Annotated in this window: 20 protein-coding genes; 4 read left to right on the plus strand and 16 right to left on the minus strand. The window is 37.8% G+C overall.

All coding sequences use genetic code 11. The features are described from left to right. Positions 1-117: 117 nt before the first annotated feature. Both FCJ93_RS19170 and FCJ93_RS19175 read right to left on the minus strand, forming a co-directional pair. Complete coding sequence (locus FCJ93_RS19170; RefSeq protein WP_137744414.1) at positions 118-816, minus strand: CPBP family intramembrane glutamic endopeptidase; 699 nt, start codon at positions 814-816, stop codon at positions 118-120. A gap of 504 nt (positions 817-1320) precedes the next feature. Continuing rightward, positions 1321-1647: an antibiotic biosynthesis monooxygenase gene (locus FCJ93_RS19175; RefSeq protein WP_137744415.1), complete on the minus strand. Its 327-nt coding sequence runs from the start codon at positions 1645-1647 to the stop codon at positions 1321-1323. Positions 1648-1964: 317 nt separating this feature from the next. Here FCJ93_RS19175 and FCJ93_RS19180 point away from each other — a divergent pair, with 317 nt between their 5' ends. Further along, positions 1965-2981 carry a DUF1646 family protein gene (locus FCJ93_RS19180; protein ID WP_137744416.1) on the plus strand — a complete coding sequence of 339 codons (1017 nt, stop codon included), beginning with the start codon at positions 1965-1967 and terminating at the stop codon, positions 2979-2981. A 34-nt stretch (positions 2982-3015) separates the two neighbouring features. On the opposite strand, the gene FCJ93_RS19185 is transcribed toward FCJ93_RS19180, so the two are convergent. The 7 genes from FCJ93_RS19185 to FCJ93_RS19215 all read right to left on the minus strand — a co-directional run bounded on the left by FCJ93_RS19185 (position 3016) and on the right by FCJ93_RS19215 (position 8251). Continuing rightward, positions 3016-3501: a hypothetical protein gene (locus FCJ93_RS19185; protein WP_095311707.1), complete on the minus strand. Its 486-nt coding sequence runs from the start codon at positions 3499-3501 to the stop codon at positions 3016-3018. A gap of 40 nt (positions 3502-3541) precedes the next feature. Further along, a complete protein-coding gene (locus FCJ93_RS19190) occupies positions 3542-4345 on the minus strand; it encodes a dimethylarginine dimethylaminohydrolase family protein (protein ID WP_095311675.1) in 804 nt (267 codons plus the stop codon). A 77-nt stretch (positions 4346-4422) separates the two neighbouring features. Continuing rightward, on the minus strand, positions 4423-5526 hold the full coding sequence (locus FCJ93_RS19195; protein ID WP_095311705.1) for a mechanosensitive ion channel family protein: 1104 nt from the start codon (positions 5524-5526) through the stop codon (positions 4423-4425). Positions 5527-5603: 77 nt separating this feature from the next. Further along, entirely contained in the window at positions 5604-6257 is a 654-nt protein-coding gene (locus FCJ93_RS19200) for a hypothetical protein (RefSeq protein WP_137744417.1), read from the minus strand. Then, on the minus strand, positions 6254-6991 hold the full coding sequence (locus FCJ93_RS19205; protein ID WP_095311672.1) for a hypothetical protein: 738 nt from the start codon (positions 6989-6991) through the stop codon (positions 6254-6256). Before FCJ93_RS19205 ends, FCJ93_RS19200 begins: the two co-directional genes overlap by 4 nt. Further along, positions 6975-7874, minus strand: coding sequence for an ATP-binding cassette domain-containing protein (locus FCJ93_RS19210; RefSeq protein WP_137744419.1), 900 nt, complete (start codon positions 7872-7874; stop codon positions 6975-6977). The genes FCJ93_RS19205 and FCJ93_RS19210 overlap by 17 nt, the downstream gene beginning before the upstream one ends. Then, a complete protein-coding gene (locus tag FCJ93_RS19215) occupies positions 7871-8251 on the minus strand; it encodes a GntR family transcriptional regulator (protein ID WP_137744420.1) in 381 nt (126 codons plus the stop codon). Before FCJ93_RS19215 ends, FCJ93_RS19210 begins: the two co-directional genes overlap by 4 nt. A 211-nt stretch (positions 8252-8462) precedes the next feature. On the opposite strand from FCJ93_RS19215, the gene FCJ93_RS19220 reads away from it, so the two are divergent. The 3 genes from FCJ93_RS19220 to FCJ93_RS19230 all read left to right on the plus strand — a co-directional run bounded on the left by FCJ93_RS19220 (position 8463) and on the right by FCJ93_RS19230 (position 10930). Beyond that, positions 8463-8840, plus strand: coding sequence for an SET domain-containing protein (locus FCJ93_RS19220; protein WP_137744421.1), 378 nt, complete (start codon positions 8463-8465; stop codon positions 8838-8840). Between the two features lie 85 nt (positions 8841-8925). Continuing rightward, positions 8926-9066: a DUF3934 family protein gene (locus FCJ93_RS19225; protein ID WP_095311662.1), complete on the plus strand. Its 141-nt coding sequence runs from the start codon at positions 8926-8928 to the stop codon at positions 9064-9066. Positions 9067-9382: 316 nt separating this feature from the next. Then, positions 9383-10930, plus strand: coding sequence for a Vga family ABC-F type ribosomal protection protein (locus FCJ93_RS19230; protein WP_137744422.1), 1548 nt, complete (start codon positions 9383-9385; stop codon positions 10928-10930). A gap of 230 nt (positions 10931-11160) precedes the next feature. Here the strand turns inward: FCJ93_RS19230 and FCJ93_RS19235 are convergent, their stop codons facing one another. The 7 genes from FCJ93_RS19235 to csaA form a co-directional block, all read right to left on the minus strand. Further along, the gene (locus tag FCJ93_RS19235) at positions 11161-11658 is read right to left on the minus strand and encodes a YbaK/EbsC family protein (RefSeq protein WP_095311656.1); all 498 of its coding nucleotides are present in this window, start codon (positions 11656-11658) and stop codon (positions 11161-11163) included. 74 nt (positions 11659-11732) lie between these two features. Next, positions 11733-12488 (minus strand): vWA domain-containing protein, encoded by a 756-nt coding sequence (locus FCJ93_RS19240; protein WP_137744423.1) that lies wholly within the window; start codon positions 12486-12488, stop codon positions 11733-11735. Positions 12489-12580: 92 nt separating this feature from the next. Then, positions 12581-12769 (minus strand): hypothetical protein, encoded by a 189-nt coding sequence (locus FCJ93_RS19245; protein ID WP_137744424.1) that lies wholly within the window; start codon positions 12767-12769, stop codon positions 12581-12583. An 18-nt stretch (positions 12770-12787) separates the two neighbouring features. Next, positions 12788-13165: a permease gene (locus FCJ93_RS19250; RefSeq protein WP_137744425.1), complete on the minus strand. Its 378-nt coding sequence runs from the start codon at positions 13163-13165 to the stop codon at positions 12788-12790. After that, positions 13152-13376, minus strand: coding sequence for a helix-turn-helix transcriptional regulator (locus FCJ93_RS19255; RefSeq protein ID WP_137744426.1), 225 nt, complete (start codon positions 13374-13376; stop codon positions 13152-13154). Before FCJ93_RS19255 ends, FCJ93_RS19250 begins: the two co-directional genes overlap by 14 nt. Positions 13377-13512: 136 nt before the next feature. Next, entirely contained in the window at positions 13513-14298 is a 786-nt protein-coding gene (locus tag FCJ93_RS19260; RefSeq protein WP_137744427.1) for a GNAT family N-acetyltransferase, read from the minus strand. Next, positions 14279-14608, minus strand: a complete 330-nt coding sequence (gene csaA / locus FCJ93_RS19265) for a chaperone CsaA (RefSeq protein ID WP_095311642.1) — start codon at positions 14606-14608, stop codon at positions 14279-14281. The genes FCJ93_RS19260 and csaA overlap by 20 nt, the downstream gene beginning before the upstream one ends. Positions 14609-14610 lie beyond the last annotated feature (2 nt).

Raw genomic sequence — 14610 nt, forward strand, 5'->3', positions numbered from 1 at the left:
GTAATGACCATATCAAATGTTTAAAAAGCTTAGAACGTTTGCTCTAAGCTTTTTAAACATGTCATTTTACTCTATTAAAGCTACTATTGTTGAATAAACCTCTTATCAAATTTCATTTCATTTTAAAATAGTAGCGTTCGAGGCTCGCATCCATAAGAAAATGGAATACGTAATTAAAATAGCAATGATGACATAACTAAAGATTGAAGAACCTTGGTCTTGACCCATTAATTGTAAAGAGTTATTTAAGCCGTGGAAAGCTATAGCCATGATAATGGATTGATTATTAATAATGAGTAACGATAAGACCATCCCTACAACAAATGCATATATAATTTGTAACAAGGTGTCTTCTAATGATTGCCCTCCGAGAAGCTGTAAAGAATGGGTAATAGCGAACAGGGAACTTGAAATCATAACAGCTTTTTTATACCCTTTCGATAATAGAGTGTTTAGCATAAAGCCTCTAAAAAAAATTTCTTCGATAAAAGCAACAACAAAAAGTTGTATCATAAATATTAGGAATACATCCAATAGAGAGGAAGTATTTATTCCTTTATTTCCGATAAAAACAAGCAGTAAAACCAATAGCAATGGAACACCGAAAAGAAACGTCTTTTTTATTGGTTTTAGTTTCTTTACTGAAAAATAATTATTCCACTTTCCCTTTATGACTAAATAAATGTAAGTACCTACCGCCAAAGGTAAAAGTCCAATAAACTGTAATGCTGGACTAGTGGGCATTGTTATGGTTACAAACGCTCCGTTTACTGTGAAAAACAAGATTAGTAGCAATTCTAAACCAACTATTTTCAATAAAACTCTTTTGTTGACCTTTAATTTATGCTCTCCCTTCTATGTCTTTATATCTTAGCATAAATTTCCTATTTATTCTTAAGCTTGCTTTTATCAGGCTTAAATCACAAAATGAACTTGCACCTTGCCCACAATCACTCTGCTGAGTGCCACGCTATTTGGAGGGCGATTTAAACCTCCCAAAACCCACTTAACCTTATATAAAATAGGCTTTGTTAATAGAATTGTTGTTAAAATAATTTTGGGCTCATTTCATGTGAAACCAAAGTTTAATATGCCTTTCAGTATAACTGAAAGGTCAGAGAGAAAATGAGCCAAAATCAACACCGACATATAACAGAACCATAATAAAAAAAATCGAGTACGGAACCTTTGCGATTTCACACTCGATTTTCTATACTATTAAAATTGTATCTCCTCATTATTCGAGATTCTCAAGAAAAATGCTAGATTATTGCTAACCGTTGCTATCATTCTGTTAGCTAGCTTCTAGCTACTTTATGATCACGTGCTACTAACTGCTTGCTTAACTGTTACAACTTCATATTTCCCGCCTTCTGTACCGACAATATAGTCAGGTTTCGGTTGTCCGAGGTTTGCTTTATGACCAGCAATGTGAGCGTCACTCTTCTCCCAATTCTTCCAATCTTCTTCTGACTCCCAGCGAACTTGCACAAGGACCTCTTCATCACCCCGACGTACTTTTTTAACCATTACCGTTAAATCTATAAAACCTGGTTGTTTTTCAATAATTCCTTCCTTACTGAAACGTTCCACTACTTTATCCGCATTGCCTTCAGTAACGATTGTTTTCCTCATTTGCACAAACATATTTAAGCTCTCCTTTCTACGATCCAACATTAGAAACTATAATTCCATTATAAATGATAATCATTTTCAACTACAACTAATAACACTAGCTACAAAATTGATTGAGACCTGACACAGAAAACATCAAAATTTTAAACCATGCTTTCAGCTATATCCTTCTTTTAGTCAAAAAAGCCTTTATTCTGTATGCTAAGCAATAATAGCGTTCTTCTTAACTTATTTTTATTGGATATATTTAAGAAAAAATACAATGGCATATTTCGGCTAGACAAGCATATGTATCATTTTAGGACAAAAAAATTGGAAAGGGAGTCACCATGACAGGGTTAATTTTCATTTTACTATTAGTGCTTTTTCTTCCTTTTTCGGTAAAAATGATTGAGAAAAATCTTGAGTTTTTTTTATTTTTTATGGGAATCAGCGCCGTGTGGGTAAGCGGAATATGGGAGCCTTCGTTAATCATGAAAGCAATCAAGGATCCAGTAAAAATTACCACCGCTGTTTTTATTGCTGGACTCCTGTTCAAATGGCTAAAGAATCCATTAGAAAAAATGATTAAAAAAGTAAGCGAATCGATGCCCTATCCGTTATTTTTTGCTCTTGTTGTCATTGTACTCGGCCTTCTCTCTAGCATCATTACAGCCATAATCGCTTCTCTCGTACTTGTTATCATCGTGTCTGTGCTCCGTTTACAGAGAACATCTGAAGTGAAACTAGTAATTATTACCTGCTTTTCAATCGGCCTTGGAGCTGCCCTAACGCCAATTGGAGAACCATTATCCACGATTATTGTTAGTAAATTAAATGAGGATATGTTCTTTCTATCGAAATTAATCGGCAGAGAAGTGATTCTCGGTATTATCATGATGGGGATAATTGCCGCTCTTTTTGTCCATCCACAATTTAAAAAAACTCGACTCGTCTCTGACAATCCGGAAACGTATCGAGAAATTTTCATTCGAACTGGAAAGATATACGTATTCGTCATGGGTTTGACCTTGCTAGGTGCAGGGTTTCAACCTTTAATTGATGCCTATATTCTAGGACTTCACGAAAACGTTCTGTATTGGATCAACATCATCTCATCTGTTTTAGATAACGCTACATTAGCCGCAGCAGAAATCAGTCCATCAATGAGTCATCAAACGATTAAAGCCATTCTTCTTGGTCTCATTATTAGCGGTGGGATGCTAATCCCGGGTAATATCCCAAATATCATCTCATCTGGGAAGCTTAAGATTACGAGTTCAGAATGGGCAAAATTTGGCTTGCCTTTCGGGCTTATTACGATGGCGATCTATTTTTTTGCCCTCCTCGGAGACAAGCATTTTTAAACCTTAATAGGGGGAGTTGTTCTCCCCCTATTTTTCATTTCAAGTTCGGAAATCTCCCTGGCCCCGACAGTAATTCCAATCTTAATACCCATTTAAAATAGGCCAACAAAATGAAAAAAAGGATAGGGTCCACTGCTGCCGAATGCCACAATGTCCACCAGCCATTGTAAAAATAACCCCATGGCTCAGGTAATAGCGTCAATGCTTCATAACATAAAATGGCCACTGTCCATAAAAAGATATAACGCACTTGCTCCACTCGTTTCTTCCTAAAAGGAAAAAAGCTAAGAAAGAGCATATTTACTGGGGGAATCAGGATTGTATGCGCCAATACCCCTCTCCATTCAACCTCTTTTGAAAAATACCAGTAACCATGATATTTATACTCAATCAGCATATCAAACAATCCTTGAAAGGCAATCGTGAAACTCCAAATATGCAGCGTTTGATTTTGAGTTAAACGGTTGTACTTAAATCCCAAATAATTAAAAATGACAATTGCTATCAATAATCCGATCACGGTCAACAAAACCTTTACTCTTTATTTACAGTTCTTATCCTTACTGTCTTAATATTGGCAAAGTACAGCAACGAAAAGAGCCTCCAAACTTAATCATTTCCATGAAATCCACTTCAATAACTTCATAACCTCGTAGCCTCAGTTCTTTGTTTATATTTTTATTTATCGGAAGGCTAATGATCTTCTTATTTCCTAATGAAAGAATATTTGTTGCAAGCGTCGCCTGCTCCTCCTCTGAAACAGCAATTAAATCATAGCGTTTTTTCAAATCTTTTATCTTCTCCCCATGTATTTCCTCTGGATAAATGATTGCCTCGTTAGAAGAGAGAATATTAAAAACACAGTCTAAGTGGAGATAAGCATCGGAAAACGGCACTTCAATGATGTTAAAATTAGGAAGAAAGCTCTGCAATTGTCTAGCTGCTTCCGTGTTCGTTCGATTGCTTATCCCTACATACACGGTTTCTCCATCTATCATTACATCTCCGCCTTCAATTTTACCTTTCGCAATGGTTTGATAAGGAATAGCTGCTTCTGTAAGCTGCTCCTTTAAATAGTTTTCTTCCCCTTGGCGAATATAATTTTCGATGTTTGCTACAAAAAAGTCTTCTCCTAAAACAAAGCCTGTATCACGTGTAAAAACTTGCTCTGGAAACTGCTTGACTGCCGGCAATGAAATGACTTCTATGCCGCAAGTCTTCAATGTTGACACAAAGTGATGATGCTCCTTTATCGCCAGATCGATACTTACGTTCATTGACTCCGGCTGCATGAGAAACTTTGGCTCGCACACAAGAACTTTTTTTAACGGATCATACTCATTAAAACAGCTAATTTTCGACATAAAAAAACTCCTTTTATCGTTCGTGCTACTAATGTAACCAAACTTCAAAGGAGTTATTAGAAGATTTTAGGTAAAAATTAATTTGAGCTTTCTTTTTGTGACGTGGAAAAAGGTTGACTGCTGCTACTCTCAGAATCAACATACAATTTTCTACTTGGGATTGAAAGCAGTACTGATTCTTCTTCAAGAATTTCCAATATAGAAAAGTTAATTTCTTCTTTAACAGCAAGAAACTCTCCCCAAATAGTCGTGTTTGTAAAGAAATATAAAAATATCCCCAACCCATTTTCAGTAAACTGATCGAATTTCACAAAAATCGTTTCTTTATGAACACCCTTATGGTTTTTCAAATACGCTTCAATTTTGTCAACCACTGCTTGAAGCCTTTCTTTTGGGGTATCATGCATAACCCGTAACTGGAACGTAATTTGCCGTTTCCCCATTTCACTCCAGTTCGTAATATTTTCATTTGCCAACGTAGCATTCGGAACAGTTACTACCGCTTGAGCAAAGGTTCGCACACGAGTGCTTCGAAAAGTAATTTCCTCAACTGTTCCTTCGACACTTGGCGTCATAATCCAATCACCAATCGAAAAGGGCTTCTCTGTAATAATCACGATTCCCCCAAATAGGTTGGCAAGAGCATCTTTGGCCGCTAGTGAGAAGGCTAATCCCCCTAATCCTAAACCAGCCACTAAGCCACTCACCTCGTATTCAAACACTTGAGCAATCATGCTGAAGCTTATAACGACAACTACTACTCGTATTGCTTTCGATAAAAATGGGATTAAAATTTCATCTATTTCCATATTGAATTGTTTATTCATTTTTGTAAGTAACAGGGATGAACTTGAGGAGAGATTATACAATCCCCAGCTAAAGAAAAAAATGATCGATGCTTTAAAAATTTTTAGAAAAAGACCTTGATCCGCTTTTAAATATGGAAAAACATCAATAGCTATATATGCTCCCAAAACGAGAAATAACCACTGTATCGGTTTCTCAAACGAAAGGAATACACGGGAGAGAAATTCTGTTGGTGCCTTTTTACTCATTTTCATTAGAAGAGAAAACACATATTTCGCGAATAGTTTTCTAAAGATTAAAAAGAGCAGAAAGATCCCTATGGAAATGCCTACATCCAATAGAAAATCGTATTCCAACAATTGTTTCCAACGTATCATACATCAACTTCCTTGTCATACTTCTGTTCATCCCATTATTTTAACGTAAACCATCATTGTTGTCGAAAAATAGATCACTTCCACTCGTCAATGGAAATCAACTCCGTTGTTGAATCGGCTTCTATCTCAAGATCTGGCGGAATACGTACTAACAAAATCGGACCGTCTATTTGGAATTCAGAATTGTACTTTTTATTTCCAGTAAATTGCTCGATCGTAAATTCATTCATGACAATAGACGTTTTCAATTTTTGATATTCCGGATAGACAATCGTAAGCGTCTCATCTTTCAGTTGAACAGCTGGTAAAACAATTTCTTCTGCAACATCTAGCTTTGCGATCGAAAAGCTCCCATACGCAAGAACATCCATTTTCTGATCATCTTCCGTTTTTCTTTCAATATAAACAGAGGAACTTTCATCACCGTAGGAAGAAGTTACTCTTACCTTCTCTCCTTCTATCGGAAAACTATCTTCCTTAAGAAGGAGGTTCGAGCCTTTAGCGTAAATTTCTCCACTGTATAGCATCTCATATAGATCATCTCTCGGTCTGTCCGTTATCTCCGGTTCATCTGATTTAATAAAGAAGGCAGCAACAACAGATAGAAGTAGTACCCCGATATATACAACTAAAAGCCAATGGGTTACTTTCTTTTTAACCCGAACGATAAAAAAGAGCAGCGGTAGTGCAACTATGACAGCCATTGGGATAAGTGCAGCGAAAGTCATCGTCTTACCTCCATTCGATTGAGAATAGCAATTGATGCAAAGAAGAGTACCGCAGTCGTAATCAACGTCTTAATCGCAAACAGGACCATCGATGACTCTAAAAAATAAAATTGAAACAGTATCAGCAGCATGGCATATCTTTGCATAAATCCATCATAAAACAAGGAACCAATTACAATAACAGGGATTAATAAAGCGAAGCCTTTATGAATTTGAACTAACGTACCGACGAAATAGCCGATCGAGCTAATCCAAAAAACATAGAGTAAGCTCACTGTTATCCCGATCATCATTTCACTCGTCATAACGGAAGCAATATATAAATCTTCTTTTAAAAGAAAATAGGCGACGGTTTGGATTAAAAAGCGCGATAGAACGGCAGTAAACGCCCCTAACAAGCTCGCAGAGAGTAAAAAAAGGATGTTGGAGAGACTGCTGCTCATACGATTCGTCACAAATGTGAAATCTTGATTTCGATAAGGCTTTGTTGTAATCGTAATCGCCGTTACAAAAATCCAAATAAACGTAAAAATAATCACAAGGTCAGCAGAGTAAAACTTCAATTCAAAGTGATACCCATCTGAGGTCCCCATTGAAGATGAACCACCGCCAAGAGAAAATAAAAACGCAATAAATTGGATGCCAACGAGGGAACTAAATGCATCTATATAAGCTTTCATTTTAAAAGCGTACTGTTTTTTCACCGTTTCCACTAAACTAACGTTCGAAGACATCATCGATTCCCCCTTTCGTATCATTCGTGAGATAGACGCATAGATCGCTAGCCTTTACAGGTATAAATTCTACTCCGCCTCTTAGCGCCTCCTCTTTATTCTCTTTTGTAAAATCATCTCTGACAACAGCGTACAATGTGTCTTTTCCTACTTGGCGCTGAAAGATACAGTTGCGCTCTACAAGCCACTTTTGCACGACAGTAGAAGCTCCTTGAAGAGCAATTGCCCATTCTTTTAAGTCGGAAATAGACTCATGTAGCAGTGTTTTCCCATTTTTAATAAGCAGCACGTCCTCAAGAATATCCTCAATTTCATTTAAATGGTGACTGGAAATTAAAATGGTTCGCGGGTGAGCAAGATAATCCTTCATAAGAGCACGGTAGAAATCCTTTCTTACTGCCTCATCCATTCCTGTTGTAGGCTCATCTAATATCGTCAATGAACATCTGGAAGCCAGGCCAATGATCATATTAAACGTGCTTGTTCTCCCTTTTGAGAGTGTCTGGTGATAATGACTCGGATCAAAACTGAAATATTGTAAAAGACGTTGCGCAAGTTCCATATCCCAGTTTGGGTAGAAGCTTTGAGCCACCTCTAGTAATTCATGAAGCTGTAGAGCAGGCGGGAAAAACATTTGGTCGTCAACCAAGATGGTGTTTGCTGACGTGTAAAGATTATTAAATGGATGCTGTTCGAATACTCTCACTTCACCCGATGTTTCTTTAATTAAACCAGCAAGTATTTTCACAAGGGTTGTTTTTCCGACCCCATTTCGACCAATCAGCCCTGTAATCTTATTTTCCTCAATGGTAAATGTAAGTCCGTTAAGGACATTTTTGCGAAAATATGCTTTTGTTAAACCGTTGCATTCAATCACATTCATTGACTTCCCTCCTTCTTTCGTGCGGCCTTAATCATCTCTAGTAATTCAGATTCCTTTATACTCAAGCGTTCAGCTTCGAGAACTAGCTCCTGAATAAGCTGCTTTAGCGTACCACTTCTCCGTTTATGCACAATCGCTTCCTTCGCATTCGTTGCTACAAACATGCCTAACCCCCTCTTTTTATAAAGAATTTGCTCATCTGCTAAAAGGTTGAGCCCTTTTGCTGCCGTAGCTGGATTAATCGTGAACATCTCTGCTAGCTGATATTGAGAATACACCTTCTCATCACTTTGAAAGTGACCGTTTAAGATTTCAGTTTCAATCCATTCGGCAATTTGGACGTATATTGGCTTTGTATCATCTGGGTTTAAAATCATGGCCTCCTCCTTTCTAAATTAGTACATTACTGATGTAATGTACTATATTATAATTAGCTCATTATTTCAAGTGTTTAACGAAAACTAATGATATCTCCTAGTAAGACTGCAAAAATAAACGAGCATCAGATTGGTAAATTTTTTCCTAATGGCTCAATGAATCATTTAATGGTACAGTTAGAGGAATACTTAAAAACAAGTAGGTGGACAAATGATCGAAGTAAAAACATCTCCGCTGAGTAACGGAGAATTCAATAGAGGAGTTTTTGCCACAAGAGATATTAAAAAAGGAACGCTTCTGCATGAGGCCCCTGTTATTTCATACCCAAATGATCAGCATGAGCATATCGAAAAAACGATTCTTGCCGATTATGCTTTTGAGTATGGAAAAAATCATTCAGCAATTCTGTTAGGGTATGGTATGCTTTTCAATCATTCATATGAACCGAATGCCATTTATGAGATTAATTTTGAAAATCACACTTTTGAGTTCTATGCTTTTAAAGATATCAAGGCTGGAGATGAGATTTTAATTAATTACAACGGTGATGTCGATGACAAAGAACGATTATGGTTTGATCAAGGCTAAAATCTTCAAAAACAATCATCAGCGGAAATGCGAAATATGCCAACCGCCAAAAACTTCACGCTAACAAAAGAATGGAGTTGATTCTATGAGCAAAGGAAAAGGTGGAACAGGTCGCGGAACAGGAAAAAAGGGCTGGAATCGCTGGCAGGCTAGTGCAAACAAAGCAAAAAGTGCGAAGCCTTATAAAAGTAAAGGCACGAAGATTCGAAAGGAAAACTCAGAATAAACCGTCATCACATGAAAGACAAATTCCATTTGACAGCAATTCAAAAATCAATTATTTTTAAAGTACCAATAACGAGAGGGTGACCCAATAAACATGAAGTTCTAATCCTATTTTTCGAAAAGACGAATTGAAGGTTTCAAAAAACACAGTGACTCGGCTGCTTTTTGTGTTGTCTTCAATTTAGATTTTCAGAATAGGATTAGATTTCCTGTTGTTGTCCTCACAACGACAGCTTCTTTGCGCAGCCATGCGCCTCCTATTCTGAATATAGGAGGCGTTTTTTGTCTCCTCATACTTTTGCAATGGAGATGATCGTATGCTTTTAGAAGCGATTGGCATAAAGTTTTATATCAAGGATCAACTATTATTAGATATTGAGCGCATTCAAGTTAATCAAGGAGAACGCATCGGCCTAATTGGCAAAAACGGAACTGGGAAGACCACTTTATTAGAGGTGCTCGCAGGAAAAAAACAGGCTGAAGAAGGAATGATCCAACTGAATAGCACATGTGGGCTTTTACCTCAGCTCAAGCGTTCCAGCACAACTAAAAGTGGTGGTGAAGTGACGCAAGAATATATTATTGAGGCACTGGCGAGAAATCCGGAAATATTGTTAGCAGATGAACCGACTACCCATTTAGATACAGAGCATATTGAATGGTTAGAAAAAAAGTTGAGAGCCTGGCAAGGCGCCATCCTCTTGGTATCCCATGACAGAGCCTTTTTAGATGCCCTCTGCACCTCGATTTGGGAGCTTGAAAATGGTTGCATTAAAGAGTACAACGGCAATTATTCGGACTATTTGGAGCAGAAGGAGCTTGAATTACGGAGCCATGCAGCAGCCTATGAAAAATATGAACAAAAGAAAAAACAATTGGAAGAAGCATTGATTTTAAAAGAAAAGAAGGCAGCACGCGCAACAAAAGCACCGAAAAAAGGAATTGAGTCGAAAAAGGTGAAGCCGTATTTTGCCAAAAAACAAAAAAAGTTGCAAGCAGTTGCGAAATCAATTGAAACGAGATTGGAAAAACTCGAAAAGGTGGAAAAAATCAAGGAAACTTCCCCCATACAGATGGCATTGCCTAACGAAGAAGCGTTCACTGGCAGAACGATCCTCCGTGTCCTCAATGTAGCAGGAGGGTTTGTCAACCGTGTTCTCTGGAAAAAAGCGAGCTTCGAGGTGCGCGGCGGTGACAAACTAGCCATCGTTGGAGCAAATGGAAGCGGGAAAACGACGTTACTGAAGAAAATCATTGAAAATGACGTCGGAATCACGCTTTCACCCGCTGTAAAATATGGTTATTTCAGTCAAACAATCGATCTTTTAGATTCTGAAAAATCGATTTTAGAAAATGTGCAAATTTCATCCGAGCAAACGGAGACCTTCATCCGCATCGTTTTAGCACGGCTCCATTTTTTCCGGGAGGATGTCTACAAACAAGTTAAAGTCCTTAGTGGCGGCGAACGTGTCAAAGTAGCCCTCGCCAAGTTATTCGTCAGTAATATTAATACACTTATTCTGGACGAACCAACCAACTTTCTTGATATCGAGGCCGTTGAAGCATTGGAGTCCTTACTGATGGAATATAGAGGAACGATCATTTTCGTCTCCCATGATCGCCGCTTCATTGAAAAAATTGCAACAAGAATATTGACGATAGAAAATGAAGAGATTCGTGTATTCGAAGGCACTTATCAGGAATACAAAACTTATGAGCCACGCTCAGAAGAAGAAGATAATCTTCTCCTTCTGGAAACGAAGATCACTGAAGTGTTGAGCAGATTAAGCATTGAACCGAGTGCCGAACTCGAACAAGAATTCCAAAGATTGCTGGCTCGTAAAAGAAAAGCGTTAGAGAAGTAAAAAACAAAAGCGCATGGCGAAAAATGATCCCTGCCATGATGAACAAAAGCGCTTTCCTACATGCTCATCGTCGGCCAAACGATTATTGGCTGTTTTTACGGCAACTTACGGTGCAAGCCACTTACGGAGGCTTCAGGTAATTAATCCGGTTATTCACCTTAACTCATAGCAATGACAAAGGTGATCGGGAATTCCGTCCGATCACCTTTGTTTGATCAAAAGTCTATTATTCATGATATTGCTACCGCTGATTCATCCGTCCAGCCTTTACAGACATCAACCCAATCCTGAGCTCCTGCGTATTCCTGAATTTCTTCACACGAAAGTTCAATCGCTGAATTTGTGCTCCCGCATGCTGGAAATAAGGTGTCAAAGCGTTTCATCGAAACATCAAGATAAACATCCAAATTATTCGCTAAACCGAAAGGACAAACTCCACCAATCTTATGTCCAGTTTGTGCAAATACTTCGTCCGGAGATAGCATCCGAGCTTTAAAACCAAAAGTCTTGCGAAACTTTTTGTTGTCTATTTTCGCATCTCCAGCAGCGACCACAAGAATCGCTTGCTCCCCTTCTCCACGAAAAGAAAGGGTTTTGGCAATCCTAGCCGGAATGACCCCAATGGCTTCCGCAGCCATATCGACAGTCGCACTCGATTGTTCAAAAATTTGCACATCTGTATCCCGATTCCATTTCTTAAAATGTTCTAATACACTTTCTAATGACATCGAGCTCCCTCCCAGCTTTTTACCATATAATAACACGCTTTAATGCAGTGAAGCAATCGTTATAAACATTAATGCTAACGGCCAAACAGTCTGCTCCAAAATCCCTTTTTCACTTGTGTGTCAGGCTTTTCACTTACTAACGGCTTGTGCTCTTCCTCTTTTTCTATTAATACTCCTTTCTCCTTTGCTTCCTTAATCCAGCTCGGAAATTCAGTCAGAAGCATATCATAGAGTTGTTCATCAGAGATAGCATCGACATCTTCAATATGAATAAAGTTCGCATTATCAACAAAGCGGCCCTCAAGTGTATCTATTTTTCGCAAAAAGTCGAAATTACCATTGCCGATCCCAACAAATTGCCAAAATAGTGGTTTAATAGACGTCCCTTCAATGATCGATTTAATCGATTTTTGACAACCACCATCATTAATAAAAACAATAAAAGCAGGGTCGTCACTTATCTCTTCCTTCGTATATTTCTTGACAACATCCTTCATCACAGGCGGTTCATCGTTTCTGCCAAATTTATGTATCAGTTCATTCTCAAGAATGTGCCGATTTACATATCCTTCGAAATCCCGTTCCGTTACCGGTTTCAATCTCGAAAACTCGTTGTCATACACCCAAATATCCAAAGCACCATCATCATCAAATTGTGAAGCAACCGCAAGTATGCGCTCCACCACTTTTTGAACCGTACCATTTTTGTATAAAGTTCGCATTGAACCAGTAATATCCAGAACCAATCCGACTCGGGCTCTCACTGTCATCAATTTCTTTTTTTCCAAAATAATTTTTACCGCTTTCTTTTGCAAGTCAATTGTCGCCATTTTATTCCTCCTCCCATATTTCTTCTATCATAGCGCAAAGTAAAATAAAGGAATTAAAGTAGTGCTAATTTGATGCTTTTTTCCTAAAAAAATTATAACCAGCTTTCTGGAGTTAAAAATACTACGACAACAACACAAATAAATATAAACGCAAGCAAAATTAATAGTTTCATTAGCCCTCTCTTACTCAGGCCATTATTTTCAGTCGATTCTTTTCGCGTGATCATTAGTCCAATGAAGATTCCAATAATGACAATCGCTAGCAGAAAGTAACCTCCCATGACATAAATCCCTCCAATTTAGTAGATTCTAGAATAAACAACGAATGAGATAAATACGGTACAGATAATTAATGCCGTTAAAATATGCAGTAATTCATTGGCAGCCAATGTAAAAAATTCTATTTGCAAACCTAAATTAAAAATAATTAAGTACACCATTAAAGCACTTACAGAAAAGAACATCCCTTTTTCTCTTATCAGCTTCATCCGCTCATCCTTCTGCTGAAAATGTGGTGAAAGATAGCTTAAGCAAAAGCACATTACTGTCAGCGCAAACATTAATAAAAAGCTTGTATGAAACGGTTCATCTGCCACAAGATTGGTAACTAATAGCAAGCCTCCAATGGCAAAAAAGAACAGGCCGAGAATTAAAAACAAGATTCTATTGTTTCGCATCTCTTTTCCCCTTTTTCTCTTCTTCAAAAACAAATAATTCCTCAATCGTGGTATTAAACGTTTTAGCAAGCAGAAATGCAAGTGGAAGCGAAGGCGAGTATTTTCCCTTTTCAATCGAAATAATCGTCTGTCTTGAAACCCCTAATTTTTCAGCTAGACGATCTTGGGACAAGCCATATTTTTTTCGATATTCAACTACATGATTTTTCAATAACAACCACCTACCCTACTTTTAGTATAAATGTAAAATAAACTTTACGTCAAGTATCCTTTACATTCAATCAATAAAAAAGTTCAGAGCTTTGACAACTCTAAACTCAAGAATGTCCGGGGTAATCAAGGTTTTCTTATAACAATTCCTTTATACGTTTCATGACTGAATGAATCGTTAACCGATGAAATGAAATGAGCTCGCCTTTAAATACAACGGAGAAAATCCCATAAGGAGTTGGCGACAGTTCCATTAATTCTGTCCTATCTTTAAAATCGATCATTTTCACATCTAGTCCTAATTTTTGTGCCCCTATTTTTATGTTTTCGGTCGCAACCTCAACATAAGGACATTGAAAAGAGCGTAATATCGTAAGATCAGTGAATTTCTTTAACCTCTCATCCCAGTTGGTCGGGAATACTGGCAGTGGTGCGTCTTTAGCAAACTGATATACGAGTAACTCAAAGTTATATGGAGCTGTGTCCACTAATGTGAAACCATTTTTCAAAAAAATGTCCTTGCTTGGTGTCCAGGAAGTGTGGGAGTTGGTCACTACAACTACACCATATTTAGACTCTTTTTTGGCATCTTCAAGGCATCTATGAAGCAATTTACTGCCGTAGCCTTTACCTGTTTCGCTTACCCATAAGCAATGGATCACTAAATAGTTATCAGCATGAACAACTCTGGAAGAATGTTGTGATTCCGTATATTCAATAAAACCGACTTGTTTCTTATGTTCAAGTAACTGAATATATTTTAATCCTTCTTCAAATTGGGCATTCAACCACTTATTTTTATTTATGTATCCCGTTGATTTCTTCTTGCTTCTTAAACAATAGCTCCCCATTCCTTCGAGAAATTCCGTATCTAATTCTATCAATTCTAAATGGGACTCCTTTTTAGGCAACCGGTGTCCCATTTGGAACCTCCTCATCGATACTCAACAGCACGACATCATCTGCCTCTGGAACTCCCCCAAGTACCAATACTTCTGATTTAAAACCGGCAATTCTCCGCGGAGGAAAATTGACTACCGCTACTATTTGTCGTCCGATGATCTGTTCAGGGGTATACCGTTTCGTAATTTGTGCAGATGAGCGTTTGATTCCTAGTTCACCAAAATCAATTTCCAATTTAAGCGCTGGCTTTCGTGCCTCTGGAAACGGCTCCGCCTTTACTATCGTACCGACACGCAAATCCAACTTCATAAAATCTTCAATCGTTGCCATTT

The sequence above is a fragment of the Robertmurraya siralis genome (genome assembly GCF_005502275.1).
Taxonomy (GTDB): domain Bacteria; phylum Bacillota; class Bacilli; order Bacillales; family Cytobacillaceae; genus Robertmurraya; species Robertmurraya siralis.